Origin of the sequence: Pseudomonas aeruginosa (assembly GCF_001457615.1) — a bacterium.
Lineage (GTDB): Bacteria > Pseudomonadota > Gammaproteobacteria > Pseudomonadales > Pseudomonadaceae > Pseudomonas > Pseudomonas aeruginosa.
In genome coordinates, this window is the sequence record NZ_LN831024.1 from 25,205 (window position 1) to 42,323 (window position 17,119).

Below are 17,119 nucleotides of genomic sequence, written 5' to 3' on the forward strand. Positions count from 1 at the left end.
AGCCCGCGCCCCGCGTGGCCTCCCCGCTCCAAGGTGAACTCCGTGACCGACCGTATCGCCGCTGTCAAAACCTACCTGCTCGACCTGCAAGACCGCATCTGCGCCGCCCTCGAGGCGGAGGACGGCAAGGCCCGCTTCGCCGAGGACGCCTGGGAGCGTCCGGCCGGTGGCGGCGGACGGACGCGGGTAATCGGCGACGGCGCATTGATCGAGAAGGGCGGGGTGAATTTTTCCCACGTCTTCGGCGATAGCCTGCCGCCCTCGGCCAGCGCCCATCGGCCGGAACTGGCCGGGCGCGGTTTCCAGGCGCTCGGCGTGTCGCTGGTGATCCATCCGGAAAACCCCCACGTGCCGACGTCCCATGCCAACGTGCGTTTCTTCTGCGCCGAGAAGGAAGGCGAGGAGCCGGTCTGGTGGTTCGGCGGCGGCTTCGATCTGACCCCCTACTACGCCCACGAGGAAGACTGCGTGCATTGGCACCGGGTCGCTCGCGACGCCTGCGCGCCGTTCGGCGCGGACGTCTACCCGCGCTACAAGGAATGGTGCGACCGCTACTTCCACCTCAAGCACCGCAACGAGCCGCGCGGCATCGGCGGCCTGTTCTTCGACGACCTCAACCAGTGGGACTTCGACACCTGCTTCGCCTTCATCCGCGCCATCGGCGATGCCTATATCGACGCCTACCTGCCGATCGTCCAGCGCCGCAAGCACACGCCGTTCGATGAACGGCAGCGAGAGTTCCAGGCCTATCGTCGCGGTCGCTATGTGGAGTTCAACCTGGTCTTCGATCGTGGCACCCTGTTCGGCCTGCAGTCCGGCGGCCGTACCGAATCGATCCTGATGTCGTTGCCGCCGCAGGTGCGCTGGGGCTATGACTGGAAACCCGAGCCGGGCAGCGAGGAAGCGCGCCTGACCGAGTATTTCCTCGCCGACCGCGATTGGCTCGCCGGCCAGCCCTGACCCGCCCGCAGGGGACGAGTCCGCTCGTCCCGTCCCACTCCGGCAAAGGAACGACCCATGGACCGCTATTGCGTATTCGGCAACCCCATCGGCCACAGCAAGTCGCCGCTGATCCACCGCCTGTTCGCCGAGCAGACCGGCGAGGCGCTGGTCTATGACGCGCAACTGGCGCCGCTGGACGATTTCCCCGGGTTCGCCCGGCGCTTCTTCGAGCAGGGCAAGGGCGCCAATGTCACCGTGCCGTTCAAGGAAGAGGCCTATCGTCTGGTGGACGAGTTGAGCGAGCGGGCCACCCGGGCCGGGGCGGTGAACACCCTGATCCGCCTCGCCGACGGTCGCCTGCGCGGCGACAACACCGACGGCGCCGGCCTGCTGCGGGACCTGACGGCGAACGCCGGGGTCGAGCTGCGCGGCAAGCGGGTTCTCCTGCTCGGCGCCGGCGGTGCGGTGCGTGGGGTGCTCGAACCCTTCCTCGGCGAGTGCCCGGCGGAGTTGCTGATCGCCAACCGCACGGCGCGGAAGGCCGTGGACCTGGCCGAGCGGTTCGCCGACCTCGGCGCGGTGCACGGCTGCGGTTTCGCCGAGGTCGAAGGGCCTTTCGACCTGATCGTCAACGGCACCTCGGCCAGTCTTGCCGGCGACGTGCCGCCGCTGGCGCAGAGCGTGATCGAGCCCGGCCGTACCGTCTGCTACGACATGATGTATGCCAAGGAACCGACTGCCTTCAACCGCTGGGCCGCCGAACGCGGTGCGGCGCGTACCCTGGATGGCCTGGGCATGCTGGTGGAGCAGGCCGCCGAGGCATTCTTCCTCTGGCGCGGCGTGCGTCCTGCCTCGGCGCCAGTGTTGGAGACGCTGCGCCGACAGTTGGCAACTGTCTGAGTTGTCAGGCGGAATTTGAGACGTACGTCTCAAGTTGGCTTCCATCTGACATGTAGGAATCACAAAACCGGGTTAAGACTTCAGGCTTCACTCACTCTCGAGCGCTGCCGATGAAAACCTTCGCCCGCCTGGCCGCCGGTCTCTGCATCTGCGCCATCGCCAGCCAGGCCAACGCCTGGTCGCAACCGACCCACAAGAACATCGTCAAGGACGCCCTGGCCTTCATGAACTCCTCCTACGCCACCGAGGAGATGCGTCAGGCCTACCGGTTCTACGTGAGCGCCGCCGGCAGCGAGGCGCAGGCCGGGGAGATCCTCGGCCAGGCGGCCTTCGACGTGGACGACTTCAAGGACACCCGTCTCGGGGGCTGGTGGGTCGGCTACGAACACGCGCCGCTGTGGGGCGCGGCTTCGGGCATCGTCAACTACACCTCGTACTGGCACTTCCTCAACCTGGCCCGGGACGGCGACTCCCATGGCAACCCCCACGGCGGCTACGACTACCGCTACCACAAGGTCGACGGCGGCATCGCCGACGTCGACTGGTACGCCATGGTCTATCTCTACAACCGCGAGCTGAAGCGCGAGGACTTCGACACCACCGAGGCGCACTACCGCCAGGGCACCCGCTCGGACTGGCAGGAGCACTACGGCGACTTCCAGACCGCCGCCTTCCAGCCGATCGATAACCTCGCCACCTACTGGTTCGAGCAGTTCCGCGCCGCGCCTTCGCTGCAGACCATCGGCTATGCCCTGCATGCCACCGGCGACGTGGCCCAGCCGCACCATGTGTGGATCACCTCGGCCAACGGCCATTCCAGCTGGGAAGGCTGGGTCGACGACCACTACGCCAGCGAGAAGCTCAACGACCCGGCGGCGGTGGCCAACCTGGTGGGGCGCTACGACCCGAGCAAGAGCATCCGCGACCTGCTCACCCAGACCGGCCAGGTCGCCTACGCGCGCCCCGAGCCGCTCTACGACACCAGCTACGAGACGCGCCTGCGGGTGGCGAAGGAGCTGATTCCCGAGTCCATCGCCCTGACCGTCACCGTACTGACCAAGGGCGCCAACAGCTTCGATGCACCGACTGCTCTCTGATCGCGCCCGGGGCTGGCGTCGCGCACTGTGCGGGATCGTCCTCGGGCTGCTGGCGTGGAGCGCCCATGGCGTCCCCGCCAAGGCGCCGCAGGATCTGCGGATCGACGGCGAGGTGCTGCCGGGGAGAAGCATCGACTTGCTCGAGCAGGCCCTGTCGCGGGTCAAGTTCAACACCGACCCGCAGCAGTTGCGCCGTGGCCTGGTGGAAAACCGCCTGCTGGCGCGCGCGGTGGAAGACCAGCTCACCGCGCAGAGCCGCGCCGATCTCGACGCCAGCGTGGAGATCGAGGCCGGCAACCTGCTCGAACAGGTATACGGCAGGCGCTACCGCGAGGACCTCGGGCCATACCTGCGCCAGCCCCGGGCCCTGAGCGCGGAGCGTTTACGCGAGGTGCTGGCGCCGAGGAGCCGCGGCCTGGTGGAAAACAGCCTGCTGCTGGACGAGACGCAGCGCCGCGAGGCGGCCGGGGTCGAGCTGATCGGCTGGCAGTTTCCCGGCCAGCCGGCACAGGTCCTCGACCTGCTATCGCTGTACGAAGGCGACAACGTCCAGGGCCAGGTGGAATTGCAACAGGGCAACCTCGCTTACCTGGCGCGCCAGGTCCAGACCCGCATCCGCCGCGACTACCTCTGGTACCGCCTGGCCCGGGACGGCTTCGGCCCGGCAGAGCGGCAGGGCGTGAGGACCCTGGTGCGGGACAAGCTGGTGCGCCATCGCTATCTGCACCAGATCGGCCTCTACAGTGATTTCCACCATGAGTCCGATGCGCTGCGGGAACTCGCCGGCAAGGTCAGCGACAAGGACGCCGAGGCCTACTATCGGCGCAACCTGGAGCGTTACCGCAACGTCGCGCAGGTGCAGGCGGCGCATATCCGCCTGGCCGACCAGGCGAGCGCGGACAAGGTCTACGCCGAGTTGCGCGGCGGCCTGGCCTTCGACGAGGCGGTACGCCGCTATTCCCTGGCCGACGACAGGGACCGCGACCCGCCCGGCGACCTAGGCCTGATACGGCCCCAGGACGGCCGGCTCGACCTGCTGCGCAAGACTGCGCTGATCCAGAAGGCCGATACGGTTTCCCAGCCGATGCGCATCGACGGCGCGTTCGAGATCGTCCGGGTGCGTAGCCGCAAGGATCGCCAGTTGCCCCTCGACGACCGCAGCGTGCGCTTCGAGGTGAACCAGGCGGTGGCGCGCGAGCAACTGGCAGCGCAGTTCGAGACGCGCCTGCGCAACCTGCTGGCCGGCGCCAGGGTGGAAGGCCTGTGAAGCGCTGGCTCGGCGTTGCCCTCGGCTGCAGCGGGCTGGCGATCGCCCTGACCTGCGCCGGCGTGTTGCTGGCGCCTGCCGATATGGCCGCTTCCTCGTCTTCTCCGTCGCCAGCCAGGACGGTTGCGGCACTGCCCGCGGTCGACGACCGTCCGCCGCCGCTGGCGCCGGTGCGATCGCAAGCGGCAGCACCTGCGTACGAGGCGGAGCCGCCGGCGGCGGAACTAGATCGCGAGCAGGCGATCCAGTTCATGCAGATGCTGCGCGACGAGGGCGACCCGCGCAGCCCGCCGCTCGGCGGCCTGCAACCACGCCAGGGCGCGACGGCGCAGGAGCTGGCCGATCCGAAGCAGTACCAGGCCTTCGAGGAACGACAGACCCGCGAACTGGTACAGGCCTACACCAGCGGCGTACAGCAGATACCGGAAATCCGCGCGCGGATCGAGGCGGCCGAACAGGGTGGCGAGCGCAGCGCCGAGGAAATCGACGAGGCTCGCGCCGCCCTTGGACAGTTGGAGATGATGCGCGACAAGCTGCAGCGGGAATCGCCGCAACTGCTGCCCGGCGACAGCGCACCGACATCGCCGGCGGCGCCCTGAGCGTCAGCCTTCGTAGTGCAGGCGGCAGCCTTCGTCGGCCTGCCGGCCCAGCGCTTCGCGGACCTGCGGGCGGGCGTGGCGCAATACCAGGCGGCGGCCCTCGGCGTGCAGGCGGCGGGCTTCCTGCTGCAACAGCACTGCGCCGGCGAAGTCGATGAAGTTCACCTGGCGGGCGTCCAGCACCAGCCGTGGCCTGTCGCATTGGCGCATGAGGCGTTGCAGGTAGTCGCAGGCGCCGAAGAAGATCGAGCCTTCGATGCGCAGCACTTCTTCCTCGTCGTTGCGCTGGCGCAGTACGCGTGGTGTCGAGGTGCGCCGCAGGTAGAAGACCAGCGACGCCAGCACTCCCGCGTAGATGGCGTTCTGCAGCGGCAACAGCAGCGTGGCCAGGGCGGTTAGGCCGGCCACCAGGCATTCGGCGCGGCCGCTGCGGTAGAGCGCGCGGAGCGCCGGGCGGTCGATCAGGCCCCAGGCGATCAGCAGGATGCCTGCGGCCATCGCCGGCAACGGTACATGCTCGATCAGGCGCGCACCGAGCACGGCCAGCAGTGCCACCCAGAGCGCCGAAAACGCACCCGCCAGCGGGGAGCGCGCACCGGCTTCCAGATTCAGCCCGGAGCGGGTGAAGGAGCCCGCCGACAGGCTCGCCGACAGCCAAGGCCCGAGCAGGTTCGACAGGCCCTGGGCGCGGACCTCCTGGTTGGCATCGAACGCGTCTCCCTGGCGCGCGGCCAGGGCGCGGGCGATCGACAGGCTGGTGACCAGCCCGAGCATGCCGCAGGCCACCGCCGCAGGTAGCAGGTCGAGGATCGATCGGGAATCGAAGACCAGCGGATTCCAGCCCGGCAGTGCGCTCGATAAGGCCTGCACATGGGCTACCGAGGCGAAGGTCCCGGGTAGCGCCCAGACCAGCGTGGCACCGCCCAGCAAGCCAAGCAGCAGGGCCGGCCAGCGCGGTCGCAGGCGCCTGACCAGCAGGCTGAGCGCGAAGCTGAAGCCGCCCACCAGCAGCGATGGGCCATCGAACTCGGCGAACCGCGCCAGCAGCCGCCAGCCGTTTCCCGGCGCTGCGCCCTCCCCGCTCGCGGCCAGGCCGAGAAGATAGGGCAGTTGGCCGAGGACGATCAGCAGCGCCGCGCCAAGGGTGAAGCCGAGCATCACCGAATGCGAGACGAAATTGACCAGCGACCCGACGCGCAGGACGCCGAGCAGCCACTGGAAGGCGCCGGCGAGAAAGGTCAGCAGCAGCACGGCCTGGACGTATTGCGGGCTGCCCAGCGGCGCCAGCGGGGCCACCGAACTGAACAGCAGCACCGAGATCGCCGCGGTGGGACCGCTCACCAGGTGGCGCGACGAGCCCCACAGGCAGGCGATCGCCACTGGCAGCATCGCCGCGTACAGGCCGTACTCCGCTGGCAGGCCGGCGATCAGCGCATAGGCCATCGATTGCGGCAGTGCCAGGATTGCGCCATTCAGGCCGACCCAAGCCTCGCGCCCGAGCATGCCCCGGTGCAGCCCCGGTAGCCAGGCGAGGAACGGCAGCAAGCGCGTCCACATGGCGCTATGGCTGGCCGCGAACCGCGGCCAGGGCGTCGCCGCCGTCGCGGCTGGTCACCCCTTGCAGCCAGGCCTCGAGCACCCGCGGGTTGGCCTTGAGCCAGGCGCGGGTCGCCGAGGCCGGAGTCGCCGTGCCTTCCAGCGCGTCGCTCATCAGGCGGTTCTCCATGTCCAGGTCGAAGCGCAGGTTGGCCAGCAGCCGCGCCGGGTTCGGGCACTGCGCGGCGTAGCCCTTGCGTGCCAGGGTGTAGACCTGGCCGCGGTCGCCGAAGTACTGCTCGCCGCCTTCCAGGTAGCGCAGGTCATGGCGGATGTTCATCGGGTGCGGCGTCCAGCCGAGGAACACCAGCCAGCGCTGGCGCTTCTCGGCCCGGCCGAGTTCGGCGAGCATCGCCTGCTCGCTGGACTCCACCAGCTTCCAGTCGCCGAGGCCGAACTGGTTGGCGTCGATCATCTTCTGGATCGACTGATTGGCCGGCGCGCCGGAGCCGATCCCGTACAGCTTGCGGTTGAAGCGTTGCCCTTGCGCGGCGAGGTCCTCGAAGCGGTGTACGCCGGCGTCCCAGACGTAGCGCGGCACCGCCAGGGTGAAGCGGGTGCCGTCGAGGTTGCGACCGAGGCGTTCGACCTGGCCGCTGGCGACGAACTTGTCGTGATAGTCCTGGTGCGCGGGCATCCAGCCGCCGAGGAAGGCGTCCACCTGGCCGTCGCGCAGGCCGCCATAGATGATCGGCACCGACAGGGTATCGATCTTCACCTGGTAGCCGAGGCTTTCCAGGAGAAACGCGGCAGTGGCGTTGGTTACCGCGATATCGCTCCAGCCTGGATCGGCCAGCCTGACGCGGGCACAGGCGGGGTCTTCGGCGTATAGCGAGGCGCTGCCCAGGAACAGGGTGGCGGCCAGCAGGCAGGTGGGAAGCCGGTTCATGGAAGTGCCCTCGTGCTCAGGGTTGCGGGAAGCGCGCGCGGCGCTCGAGATCGTCCAGGTCGATATGGTTGCGCATGTACTGCTGGCTTGCATCGACCCACGGCTGGTGGTCCCAGCTGGCCAGCCGTCCTCGCGCCAGCGCGGCGGCCACCAGGCGTCGGCGGCGCTGGCTGTCGAGTACGGCGCGGGTGATCGCGGGGATGTCCCAGCGTCGCCGGGCCTCGTCGAGGAACGCCTCGAACGTTCCGCGATGGGCCGGACTGGCGGCGAGGTTCTCGCGCTCCTGCGGGTCGTTGCGCAGGTCGTAGAGCAGGCAGGGGTCCTGCTCGGAGTAGATGAACTTGTAGTCGCCGCGGCGGATCATCATCAGCGGGCTGAGGGTGCCCTCGGCGGTGTATTCGCCGATCACCTCGTCATGCCCGCTGCCGTCGCGCAGGTGCGGCAGCAGCGAGCGGCCTTCCAGCGGCAGGCGTGGATCGACCTGGCCGCCGGCCAGCTCCACCAGGGTCGGCAGCAGGTCCACGGTGGATACCGAAGCGCCGATGCGGCGCGGCGCGAAGCGCGCCGGCGCATGGACCAGCAGCGGCACGCGCGCGGCCATCTCGAACCAGTGCATCTTGTACCAGAGGCCGCGCTCGCCGAGCATGTCGCCATGGTCGCCGGAGAACACCACGATGGTGTCGTCGGCCAGCCCGCATTCCTCCAGGGTCGCCAGCAGCGCACCGATCTGCGCGTCGACGTAGCTGCAGGCGCCGAAGTAGGCACGCCGGGCGGCGCGGATGCGCTCCTCGGGCAACGGCTTGTCCCACAGGTCGATGACCTTCAGCAGGCGTTGCGAATGAGGGTCCTGCTCCTCCTGGGCGAAGCGCTGGCGCGGCAGCGGGATGTCCTCGTCGCGGTAGAGATTCCAGTAGCTCGCCGGGATGCTGTAGGGGTCGTGCGGATGGGTCATCGACACGGTCAGGCAGAATGGCTGGCCGGCGTGCTGGCGAACATGGTCGTAGAGGTACTGGCGGGCCTTGAACACCACCTCCTCGTCGAAGTCCAGCTGGTTGGTGCGCACGCAGGGACCGGCCTGCAAAACCGAGGACATGTTGTGGTACCAGCTCGGGCGCACCTCCGGCTCGTCCCAGTTCACCGCCCAGCCATAGTCCGCCGGATAGATGTCGCTGGTCAGGCGTTCCTCGTAGCCGTGCAACTGGTCGGGACCGCAGAAGTGCATCTTGCCCGACAGCGCCGTGCGATAGCCGAGGTTGCGCAGGTAGTGGGCGTAGGTGGGGGTATCGGCGGCGAAGTCGGCAGCGTTGTCCCAGGCGCCGATGCGGGTAGGCAAGCGACCGCTGACCAGGGTGAAGCGCGACGGCGCGCAGAGCGGGCTGTTGCAGTATGCCGAGTCGAACACCACGGCCCGTTCGGCGAGGCGCGAGAGGTGAGGCATGCGCAGCGCCGAGCGCGGATCGTGAAGCGGCAGCAGCGGCGCGGCCATCTGGTCGGCCATGATGAACAGGATGTTCGGCGAGGTCTTCATCGGGCGGCTTATCCCATGCGATTGGGTTATGCGATAGTGCTGCGTCGATCATCAGTGCATCGAAATCCCTGGTAAACCGCATGGGGCTGGATGCGTTGGATAAGCCGGGCTTATGTGAGAACACCTCATGCCGCCATCCCTCGACCTGCTCCGGGTATTCGAGTCCGCCGCCCGCCAACTCAGCTTCACCGCTGCCGCCGAGGAACTGGGGACCACCCAGCCTGCGGTCAGCCAGCAGATCAAACGCCTGGAGAAAGAGCTGGCGACCCCTCTGTTCCAGCGCGTTCATCGAGGCATCGTGCTCACCGACGCCGGCCAGCTTCTGCTCCGCCACGTGGCCGCCGGCCTCGAGACGATCGATGCCGGCATCGCCGCGCTGGGCGCGCGCCAGCGCCACGAGGTGCTCCAGGTGGCCACCGACTACGCCTTCGCTGCCTACTGGCTGATGCCGCGCCTTCCGCGCTTCCATCAGGCCCATCCGCACCTGGACGTGAGCCTGGTGACCAGCGAGCGCGGCCTGGCCGGCCAGCGCGGCGATATCGACGTGGCGATCCTGTTCGGCGACGGTCGTTCCAAGCACGGCGAAGCGCACCGGCTGTTTCGCGAGGAGGTGTTCCCGGTCTGTAGCCCGCGGCTGGTCGAGGGATTGCAGTTGCCGCTGGCCAAGGCGCACCTGGCGCGCCTGCCGATGCTGCATCTGAAGCCGGCGCAGCACGCCCGCTGGTTCGACTGGCCGGCGTTGTTCGAAGCGTTGGCCATCGATCGGCAGCCGATTCCGGCGGTGCTCAGCTTCGACAACTACACCTTGCTGATCCAGGCGGCCATCGCCGGCCAGGGCGTGGCCATCGGCTGGCGCCACCTGGTCGACGGCCTGCTCGAACAGGGGCTGCTTTGCCGGCCCATTGGCGAGAGCTGCCTGTCGCGATACGGGTACTATGCGGTATTGCCGGAGCGCAAGCGGCGCCAGCGGCTGGTCGACGGTTTCGTCGACTGGCTGCAGGCCGAGTTGCAGGCCGGCGGCGCTTGAAGAGGTGACGATGAACGAGTATTCCACCCCCCGCATCCAGGGCTTCCATGCTCACGTCTATTTCGATGCGCAGAGCATCGAGCGAGCCCGCGCCCTTTGCGAAGAGGCGGCGCGGCGCTTTCCGCTGAAGATGGGGCGGGTCCATGAGCGGCCGGTAGGGCCGCATCCGGACTGGAGCTGCCAGCTGGCGTTCGCTCCCGAGGTGTTCGGCGAGCTGGTGCCCTGGCTGGCCATCCATCGGCAGGACCTGGTGGTGTTCATCCACCCGGTTACCGGCAACGATCTGCTCGACCATCGCGACCGAGCCATCTGGATGGGAGCCATTCGCCCGCTGGACCTGTCGATCCTGGACGAAGGCCCGCAACGCTATGACTTCGCCGTGCCTTGAGGCGCGGTCATCGTCATCCAGTCGTGCAGTTCGCATTGCAGCTCGCCCAGTGCCGTCACCAGGTCGTCGACGGCATCGGCGAGCTTGCGCACGGAGCTTTCGCCGCAGGCGATCTCCAGTTGGTGGCAGGCGCGTTCCACGGCGTGGGCGTGGATCAGCGAGGCCATGCCCGCCAGGCGGTGCGCCAGCTCGTTGAGTTCCTGGGTCTGCTCGCGCTCCTGGGCGCGTCGCAGCTTGCGGGTGTCTTCGTTGTTGCTGGTCATCAGCTGCGCGACGAGCAGGCGGCTGATCTCCGGTTGGTTGGCGCGGTCGCCCAGGGCGGCGGTCAGGTCGAACGTTCGCATGGGATCCTCAGATCAGCTCGTGGCGGCGGGCGAAATCGATCAGGCCGGCCAGGGAATGGGCGTTGAGTTTCAGCATGATGCGTGACTTGTAGGTGCTCACGGTTTTCTCGCTGAGGAACAGCTGCTGGGCGATGGCCTTGTTGGTGTTGCCGTTGGCCAGGTACTGCAGCACGGTCATCTCGCGGTCGGAAAGGCTTTCCAGCATGCGGGCCTCGTTGTCGCGGCTCTGCTGGTTGATGCTGCGCAACGCCCCGGTGGGGAAGTGGATGTAGCCGGCCAGCACGGCCTTGGCGGCGAGCAGCAGCTCGGAGAGGTTTTCCCTTTTGCTGACGAAGCCCATGGCGCCGGCCTGCAGGCAGCGCGGGGCGAACTGCGCCGGATTCTGCCGGGTCAGGACCAGGACCTTGGTGTCCAGCTTCAGGGACTTCAGGCGGGCTATCACTTCGAGACCGTCGATCTTGGGGATGCCGATGTCCAGGATGGCCAGGTCGGGAGACTTCTTGCGGGCTACCTGCAGGGCTTCGGCACCGTTGTCGGCCTCGCCGACGATGGTGAAACCGTCGCGCTCGAACAGCAAGCGCACGGCCAGGCGGATAGCGGGATGATCATCGACGATCAGCACCTTACTCATGCGAACCTTCTTTGAATGCGTTGGCTATTTGGGTGAGGCGCTATTCAAGGCTTCGGCAGAGTCGGCGGACAATAAGACGTTTCTGAAAGTGACCGTGAATTTTTCCTCACGGTTCTGGCAGCGTGCAACGCAAGGCCAGGCGCAGCGGGTTGCCTGCGCCTGGAGAATGCCGCTGTCAGGGTCTGTCAGCGTGCGTTGCGCACGCCTTCGGCCAGCTCGCCGCACAGGGCGAGGACATCCTTGACCGCCTGGGCATTGTCGCGGGCCTTGGCGATCCGGTCGATCAGCGCCGAGCCGACCACCACGCCGTCGGCCAACCGCGCGACCGCGGCGGCGTGTTCGGCGCTGCGGATGCCGAAGCCGATACCGATCGGCAGGTCGGTATGCCGGCGCAGGCGCGCCACTGCTTCCTCGACGTGCTCCAGGGTCGCCGCGTTGGCGCCGGTGACGCCGGCCACCGACACGTAGTAGACGAACCCGGAACTGCCTTCGAGCACCGTCGGCAGGCGCTGGTCGCCGGTGGTCGGGGTGGTCAGGCGGATGAAGTCGAGGCCGGCGGCCTGGGCCGGGTGGCAGAGGTCTTCGTTGTGCTCCGGCGGCAGGTCGACCACGATCAGGCCGTCCACCCCCACCTCCTTCGCCTCGGCAATGAAGCGTTCGACGCCGTAGTGGTGGATCGGGTTGAAGTAGCCCATCAGCACCAGGGGCGTCTCACTGTCGCCGCTGCGGAATTCGCGGACCATCTGCAACGTCCTGGCCAGGGTCTGGCCGCCTTCGAGGGCGCGGATGTTGGCCAACTGGATGGCCGGGCCGTCCGCCATCGGATCGGTGAACGGCATGCCCAGTTCGATCACGTCGGCTCCGGCCGCCGGCAGGCCTTTGAGGATTTCCAGGGAAGACGCGTAGTCCGGGTCGCCGGCGGTGACGAAGGTCACCAGGGCGGCGCGGTTTTCCTGCTTGAGCTGGGCGAAGCGGGTCTGCAGGCGGCTCATGCTTTCGACTCCTGTTGCATGTGGTGCATGACGGTCTGCATGTCCTTGTCGCCGCGACCGGACAGGTTCACCACCATGATGTGCTCCTTGGGCAGGCTGGGCGCACGCTTGAAGACCTCGGCCAGGGCATGGGAGCTTTCCAGCGCCGGGATGATGCCTTCGAGGCGGCAGCAGGTGTGGAAGGCCTCCAGGGCTTCGTCGTCGGTGATCGAGGTGTACTCGACGCGGCCGGTGTCGTGCAGCCAGGCGTGTTCCGGGCCGATGCCGGGATAGTCGAGGCCGGCGGAGATGGAGTGTGCGTCGATGATCTGGCCATCCGCGTCCTGCAGCAGGAAGGTGCGGTTGCCGTGCAGCACGCCGGGAACCCCGCCGTTCAGGCTGGCCGCGTGCTTGCCGGTGTCGATGCCGTGGCCGGCGGCTTCCACGCCGACGATCTGCACCCCGGCGTCGTCGAGGAACGGGTGGAACAGGCCCATGGCGTTGGAGCCGCCGCCGATGCAGGCGACCAGCGAATCGGGCAGGCGCCCTTCCTTCTCGGCCAGTTGCTCGCGGGTTTCCTTGCCGATCACCGCCTGGAAATCGCGGACCATCGCCGGGTACGGATGCGGGCCGGCGACCGTGCCGATCAGGTAGAAGGTGCTGTCGACGTTGGTCACCCAGTCGCGCAGCGCCTCGTTCATGGCGTCCTTCAGGGTACCGGTGCCGGCGGTCACCGGGATCACCTCGGCGCCCAGCAGCTTCATGCGGAAGACGTTGGCCTGCTGCCGGTCGATGTCGGTAGTGCCCATGTAGATCACGCACTGCAGGCCGAAGCGCGCGGCGACGGTGGCGGTGGCCACGCCGTGCATGCCGGCGCCGGTCTCGGCGATGATGCGTTTCTTGCCCATGCGCCGGGCCAGGAGGATCTGGCCGATGCAGTTGTTGATCTTGTGCGCGCCGGTATGGTTCAGCTCCTCGCGCTTGAGGTAGATCTTCGCCCCGCCGCAGTGCTCGGTCAGGCGCTCGGCGAAGTAAAGCGGGCTCGGCCGGCCGACGTAGTCGCGCTGGAAGTAGGCCAGTTCCTCCTGGAACGCCGGGTCGTCCTTGGCCTTCTCGTACTCGCGGGCGAGGTCGAGGATCAGCGGCATCAGGGTCTCGGCGACGTACTGGCCGCCGAAGCGGCCGAACAGGCCCTTGGCGTCGGGGCCGTTGCGATAGGAAGTCATGGAGGGCTCCAGGAAATGACGTATGGGCAGAATCTAATCCCCCCGCCGGGCAAAAGAAACCGATAAGATTGCGCCAACCTGTCAGGAAAACTCACGAATAGCCATGAGCCGCGACCTGCCCTCCCTGAATGCCCTGCGCGCTTTCGAAGCCGCTGCCCGGTTGCACAGCATCAGCCTGGCGGCCGAGGAACTGCACGTTACCCATGGCGCCGTGAGCCGGCAGGTGCGGTTGCTCGAGGACGATCTCGGGGTGGCCCTGTTCGGCAAGGATGGACGCGGCGTAAAACTCACCGATTCCGGCGTTCGCCTGCGTGACGCCTGCGGCGATGCGTTCGAGCGACTGCGTGGCGTCTGTGCCGAGCTGCGCCGGCAGACCGCCGAGGCCCCGTTCGTCCTCGGCGTACCCGGCAGCCTGCTGGCGCGCTGGTTCATCCCGCGGCTGGACCAGCTCAACCGTGCCCTCCCCGACCTGCGCCTGCAACTGTCCACCAGCGAGGGCGAGTTCGATCCGCGTCGTCCCGGCCTGGACGCCATGCTCTGGTTCGCCGAGCCGCCCTGGCCGGCGGACATGCAGGTCTTCGAACTGGCGCCCGAGCGCATGGGCCCGGTGGTCAGCCCGCGCCTGGCGCAGGAAACCGGCCTGGCCCAGGCGCCCGCCGCGCGGCTGTTGCAGGAGCCGCTGCTGCATACCGCCTCGCGACCCCAGGCCTGGCCGGCCTGGGCCGCGAGCCAGGGGCTGGCGGCGGAGGCGCTGCGCTATGGCCAGGGGTTCGAGCATCTCTACTACCTGCTGGAAGCGGCGGTGGCGGGCCTCGGCGTGGCCATCGCCCCGGAGGCGCTGGTCCGCGACGATCTCGCCGCGGGCCGCCTGGCGGCGCCCTGGGGCTTCATCGAGACCGATGCGCGCCTGGCCCTGTGGGTACCGGCACGCCTCCACGATCCGCGTGCCGGGCGCCTGGCGCAATGGTTGCGGGAGCAGTTGGCAGGCTGAGCGCTGGCGATTTGCTGCACTTTTCCGGCTCGGCTAGTGTCCATTGAACAGAGGCGCCCGCCGGGCGCGAAGAACCAGGCATCGTCCGGGGAGAGAGTTCATGTCCAATCACCACACCTACAAGAAGATCGAACTGGTCGGCTCGTCCAAGACCAGCATCGAGGACGCCATCAACAACGCCCTCGCCGAAGCGGCGAAGAGCATCCAGCATCTGGAATGGTTCGAGGTGGTGGATACCCGCGGGCACATCGAGAACGGCGCCGTCGGCCATTACCAGGTGACCCTGAAAGTAGGGTTCCGTATCGCCAATAGCTGATGGCACCCTGGAAACCTGTCCACGATCGCCTGCGCCCTGGAAAGGCCGCCGTGTCTTTCCGCTTCGCCGGATCATGCACAGGCTATGAGGGCGGCGTGCCTCCATGGGCGGCGCGCTCGTCTCAACCTTGCCGCATTTGGCAAGCCTGACCCGTTCGGGTCTTCATCCATGCAACGAGGGAATGTGTTCATGAAGAAGTTGATGTTGGCAGTCGGCCTGTTTGCCGTGGCGGGCAGCGCATTCGCCGCCAAGCCCTGTGAGGAACTGAAAGCCGAGATCGATGCGAAGATCAAGGCCAACGGCGTTCCTGCCTACACCCTGGAAATCGTCGACAAGGGCAGCGTCACCGACAAGAAGGTAGTCGGCACCTGCGACGGCGGCACCAAGGAAATCGTCTACCAGCGCGGCTGATGCAGCGCCTGCGACGAGCAGTATCCGGGGCCGGCTTTCCCATGGGAGCCGGCCCTTTCTTTTTGCCGCGATGAGTACCCTGCCAACGATGGGTCTTGTTGCAGTTCGTCGAGAAAGCGTGCCATCTAACGGATTAATCCAAAAGTCTGTGTTAGGTTTTTCGGCACGCCCAGATGGCCTTGTGCCTTACCTCCGGATTGTCCGACTCATGGAAGACGGATTTCGGAATATTCCTGCTTACCCGCTGTAGCCGCTGGGCCAACATCGCGCCTTTCTGTATTTCAAGGAATGAAATCGTGGCTCTCCATCGCCTGGCCTTTATCTTCCTGTGCCTGCCGCTCATGGCCAGCGCCGCCCCCTTCACCTCCCCCGGCGACCGCGACCTGATCCGCGACCGCCAGCAGCGCCTGCTGGACGAACAGCGCAAGCGCCTGGAGGAACTCCAGCAACTGCCCGGCAAGGGAGCGCCCGCCGCTGCGGATGCCTCCGGCGACGACGAGCGCTGCTTCGAGATCCGCCGCATCGAGCTGGAAGGCGCCGGGCACCTCGGCGAAAGCGCGCGTCGCCAACTGCTGGCGCCCTACCAGGGGCGCTGCCTGGGCGTCGGCCAGCTCAATGCGCTGCTCAAGGCCGTCACCGACCATTACCTGGATCGCGGCTACGTCACCACCCGTGCCTACCTGCCACAGCAGGACCTGGCCTCCGCGACCCTGCGCATCATCGTCGTCGAAGGCCGCCTGGAGGGCCTGGACAGCTCCGCGCTGGCCAGCCCGCGCGAACTGGCGATGAGCTTTCCGGGCAGGACTGGCGAGTTGCTCGACCTGCGCGAGCTGGAGCAACTGGTCGACCAGTTGAGCCGCCTGCCGTCGCGCCAGGCGCAACTGGAGCTGGTGCCCGGCAGCGAGGTCGGCGGCAGCCGGGTGCGTCTCAAGGGCGAGCGCGACAAGCCCTGGCGGGTCTCCGCCACGCGCAACAACGACGGCGACGTCAGTACCGGCGAGCAGCAGATGGGCCTGGGCCTGGACTGGGACAGCCCGCTGGGCCTGGCCGACCAGCTCAACCTGCGCGCCAACCGCGACGCGGTGACCGACCGCTGGCGCCATTCCGACAGCCAGAGCCTGTTCTACAGCCTGCCCTGGGGCTGGTGGACCTTCACCTACGGCTACAGCCAGAGCGACTACCGCACGCGCAACGAGGCCAGCGGCTTCCCCTTCAAGCTCGATGGCGACAGCCGCAGCCACCAGTTCCGCGCCGAACGCGTGCTGCACCGCGACGGTGTGAGCAAGACCGCCATGAGCCTGGGGCTCAGCCACCAGCGCACCAACAACTATGTCGAAGACACCCGCCTGGAAGACCAGAGCACGCGGATCACCGAGACCCAGCTCGGCTTCAACCATGGCCGGCGGATCGGCAGCGGTTTCGTCTACCTCGACCTCGGCTGGCAGCAGGGCATCGGCGCCCTTGGCGCGCAGGGTCGCGGCCACCCGCAGGCGGGCGATCCGAATGCGCGCTACGACAAGTACAGCCTGACCCTCAGCTACCTGCAGCCGTTCCAGCTATGGGGCGAGCGCTTCAGCTTCGACAGCCTGGCCACCGGGCAGAGGAGCGAGGACGTGCTGTTCAGCCCGCAGCGCATCAGCCTCGGCGGCAACAGCTCGGTGCGCGGCTTCAAGGACCAGACCCTGACCGGCGACAGCGGCGGCTACTGGCGCAACCAGTTGCGCTGGCGGCGCGCGGTGGAGTGGGCGCCGCTGCGGCCCTGGCTGCAGGAATACGGCGTGGCCTTCGCCTACGACGTCGGCGTGATCCGCCACGACCGCTACAACGACGGCGCCAGCGGGCGCATGAGCGGCAACGCCATCGAACTGGATGCCCGCGGCCGCTATTTCGCCGCCAGCGTCGGCTTCGCCCGCTCGCTGGAGCGGCCCAGCGCCATCGAGCGGCGCGAGCACCCGATCTATTTCCGGGTCGACGCGTTCTTCTGAAGACGCGGCGA

At 67.8% G+C, this 17,119-nt stretch carries 18 protein-coding genes; 11 read left to right on the forward strand and 7 right to left on the reverse strand.

All coding sequences use genetic code 11. The features are described from left to right. Positions 1 to 42: 42 nt before the first annotated feature. The 5 genes from hemF to AT700_RS00140 all read left to right on the forward strand — a co-directional run bounded on the left by hemF (position 43) and on the right by AT700_RS00140 (position 4,805). Complete coding sequence (hemF, locus tag AT700_RS00120; protein ID WP_003097311.1) at positions 43 to 960, forward strand: oxygen-dependent coproporphyrinogen oxidase; 918 nt, start codon at positions 43 to 45, stop codon at positions 958 to 960. A gap of 57 nt (positions 961 to 1,017) precedes the next feature. Next, positions 1,018 to 1,842, forward strand: coding sequence for a shikimate dehydrogenase (gene aroE / locus AT700_RS00125; protein WP_003111201.1), 825 nt, complete (start codon positions 1,018 to 1,020; stop codon positions 1,840 to 1,842). 110 nt (positions 1,843 to 1,952) lie between these two features. Further along, entirely contained in the window at positions 1,953 to 2,939 is a 987-nt protein-coding gene (locus tag AT700_RS00130) for a phospholipase C (RefSeq protein ID WP_003111200.1), read from the forward strand. After that, the gene (locus AT700_RS00135; protein ID WP_003158560.1) at positions 2,920 to 4,206 is read left to right on the forward strand and encodes a peptidylprolyl isomerase; all 1,287 of its coding nucleotides are present in this window, start codon (positions 2,920 to 2,922) and stop codon (positions 4,204 to 4,206) included. Before AT700_RS00130 ends, AT700_RS00135 begins: the two co-directional genes overlap by 20 nt. Beyond that, positions 4,203 to 4,805 carry a hypothetical protein gene (locus tag AT700_RS00140; protein ID WP_012613423.1) on the forward strand — a complete coding sequence of 201 codons (603 nt, stop codon included), beginning with the start codon at positions 4,203 to 4,205 and terminating at the stop codon, positions 4,803 to 4,805. The genes AT700_RS00135 and AT700_RS00140 overlap by 4 nt, the downstream gene beginning before the upstream one ends. A gap of 3 nt (positions 4,806 to 4,808) precedes the next feature. On the opposite strand, the gene AT700_RS00145 is transcribed toward AT700_RS00140, so the two are convergent. From AT700_RS00145 to betC, 3 genes are read right to left on the reverse strand one after another with little or no spacing between them, the layout of a single operon-like run. Then, positions 4,809 to 6,362: a SulP family inorganic anion transporter gene (locus AT700_RS00145; protein ID WP_023104720.1), complete on the reverse strand. Its 1,554-nt coding sequence runs from the start codon at positions 6,360 to 6,362 to the stop codon at positions 4,809 to 4,811. 4 nt (positions 6,363 to 6,366) lie between these two features. Then, the gene (locus AT700_RS00150) at positions 6,367 to 7,290 is read right to left on the reverse strand and encodes a choline ABC transporter substrate-binding protein (protein WP_003115797.1); all 924 of its coding nucleotides are present in this window, start codon (positions 7,288 to 7,290) and stop codon (positions 6,367 to 6,369) included. Between the two features lie 16 nt (positions 7,291 to 7,306). Next, entirely contained in the window at positions 7,307 to 8,818 is a 1,512-nt protein-coding gene (betC, locus tag AT700_RS00155; protein WP_003120673.1) for a choline-sulfatase, read from the reverse strand. 127 nt (positions 8,819 to 8,945) lie between these two features. Here betC and AT700_RS00160 point away from each other — a divergent pair, with 127 nt between their 5' ends. Both AT700_RS00160 and AT700_RS00165 read left to right on the forward strand, forming a co-directional pair. Further along, positions 8,946 to 9,845 carry a choline sulfate utilization transcriptional regulator gene (locus AT700_RS00160; RefSeq protein WP_010792427.1) on the forward strand — a complete coding sequence of 300 codons (900 nt, stop codon included), beginning with the start codon at positions 8,946 to 8,948 and terminating at the stop codon, positions 9,843 to 9,845. A 10-nt stretch (positions 9,846 to 9,855) separates the two neighbouring features. Further along, the gene (locus tag AT700_RS00165; RefSeq protein ID WP_003114635.1) at positions 9,856 to 10,233 is read left to right on the forward strand and encodes a DOPA 4,5-dioxygenase family protein; all 378 of its coding nucleotides are present in this window, start codon (positions 9,856 to 9,858) and stop codon (positions 10,231 to 10,233) included. Here the strand turns inward: AT700_RS00165 and AT700_RS00170 are convergent. The 4 genes from AT700_RS00170 to trpB all read right to left on the reverse strand — a co-directional run bounded on the left by AT700_RS00170 (position 10,212) and on the right by trpB (position 13,405). Continuing rightward, on the reverse strand, positions 10,212 to 10,577 hold the full coding sequence (locus AT700_RS00170; RefSeq protein WP_003097330.1) for an Hpt domain-containing protein: 366 nt from the start codon (positions 10,575 to 10,577) through the stop codon (positions 10,212 to 10,214). The genes AT700_RS00165 and AT700_RS00170 overlap by 22 nt on opposite strands. A gap of 7 nt (positions 10,578 to 10,584) precedes the next feature. Then, positions 10,585 to 11,208 (reverse strand): response regulator transcription factor, encoded by a 624-nt coding sequence (locus AT700_RS00175; RefSeq protein WP_003111192.1) that lies wholly within the window; start codon positions 11,206 to 11,208, stop codon positions 10,585 to 10,587. Positions 11,209 to 11,393: 185 nt separating this feature from the next. Next, on the reverse strand, positions 11,394 to 12,200 hold the full coding sequence (gene trpA / locus AT700_RS00180) for a tryptophan synthase subunit alpha (RefSeq protein WP_003120671.1): 807 nt from the start codon (positions 12,198 to 12,200) through the stop codon (positions 11,394 to 11,396). Then, positions 12,197 to 13,405, reverse strand: a complete 1,209-nt coding sequence (gene trpB, locus AT700_RS00185) for a tryptophan synthase subunit beta (protein WP_003097340.1) — start codon at positions 13,403 to 13,405, stop codon at positions 12,197 to 12,199. The genes trpA and trpB overlap by 4 nt, the downstream gene beginning before the upstream one ends. Positions 13,406 to 13,508: 103 nt before the next feature. On the opposite strand from trpB, the gene trpI reads away from it, so the two are divergent. The 4 genes from trpI (at position 13,509) to tpsB2 (ending at position 17,108) form a co-directional block, all read left to right on the forward strand. Further along, positions 13,509 to 14,396, forward strand: a complete 888-nt coding sequence (gene trpI / locus AT700_RS00190) for a trpBA operon transcriptional activator TrpI (RefSeq protein ID WP_003122282.1) — start codon at positions 13,509 to 13,511, stop codon at positions 14,394 to 14,396. A gap of 100 nt (positions 14,397 to 14,496) precedes the next feature. Then, positions 14,497 to 14,712, forward strand: coding sequence for a dodecin (locus AT700_RS00195; protein ID WP_003097345.1), 216 nt, complete (start codon positions 14,497 to 14,499; stop codon positions 14,710 to 14,712). Between the two features lie 183 nt (positions 14,713 to 14,895). After that, positions 14,896 to 15,123 (forward strand): DUF1161 domain-containing protein, encoded by a 228-nt coding sequence (locus AT700_RS00200; RefSeq protein ID WP_003097347.1) that lies wholly within the window; start codon positions 14,896 to 14,898, stop codon positions 15,121 to 15,123. Positions 15,124 to 15,419: 296 nt separating this feature from the next. After that, on the forward strand, positions 15,420 to 17,108 hold the full coding sequence (gene tpsB2, locus AT700_RS00205; RefSeq protein ID WP_078801530.1) for a two-partner secretion system transporter TpsB2: 1,689 nt from the start codon (positions 15,420 to 15,422) through the stop codon (positions 17,106 to 17,108). Positions 17,109 to 17,119: the final 11 nt, after the last annotated feature.

Coding starts and splice junctions, on each gene's coding strand:
- aroE (WP_003111201.1), top strand. CDS start 1,018: ATGGACCGCTATTGCGTATTCGGCAACCCCATCGGCCACAGCAAGTCG.
- AT700_RS00130 (WP_003111200.1), top strand. CDS start 1,953: ATGAAAACCTTCGCCCGCCTGGCCGCCGGTCTCTGCATCTGCGCCATC.
- AT700_RS00135 (WP_003158560.1), top strand. CDS start 2,920: ATGCACCGACTGCTCTCTGATCGCGCCCGGGGCTGGCGTCGCGCACTG.
- AT700_RS00145 (WP_023104720.1), bottom strand. CDS start 6,362: ATGTGGACGCGCTTGCTGCCGTTCCTCGCCTGGCTACCGGGGCTGCAC.
- AT700_RS00150 (WP_003115797.1), bottom strand. CDS start 7,290: ATGAACCGGCTTCCCACCTGCCTGCTGGCCGCCACCCTGTTCCTGGGC.
- betC (WP_003120673.1), bottom strand. CDS start 8,818: ATGAAGACCTCGCCGAACATCCTGTTCATCATGGCCGACCAGATGGCC.
- AT700_RS00160 (WP_010792427.1), top strand. CDS start 8,946: ATGCCGCCATCCCTCGACCTGCTCCGGGTATTCGAGTCCGCCGCCCGC.
- AT700_RS00165 (WP_003114635.1), top strand. CDS start 9,856: ATGAACGAGTATTCCACCCCCCGCATCCAGGGCTTCCATGCTCACGTC.
- AT700_RS00170 (WP_003097330.1), bottom strand. CDS start 10,577: ATGCGAACGTTCGACCTGACCGCCGCCCTGGGCGACCGCGCCAACCAA.
- AT700_RS00175 (WP_003111192.1), bottom strand. CDS start 11,208: ATGAGTAAGGTGCTGATCGTCGATGATCATCCCGCTATCCGCCTGGCC.
- trpA (WP_003120671.1), bottom strand. CDS start 12,200: ATGAGCCGCCTGCAGACCCGCTTCGCCCAGCTCAAGCAGGAAAACCGC.
- trpB (WP_003097340.1), bottom strand. CDS start 13,405: ATGACTTCCTATCGCAACGGCCCCGACGCCAAGGGCCTGTTCGGCCGC.
- trpI (WP_003122282.1), top strand. CDS start 13,509: ATGAGCCGCGACCTGCCCTCCCTGAATGCCCTGCGCGCTTTCGAAGCC.
- AT700_RS00195 (WP_003097345.1), top strand. CDS start 14,497: ATGTCCAATCACCACACCTACAAGAAGATCGAACTGGTCGGCTCGTCC.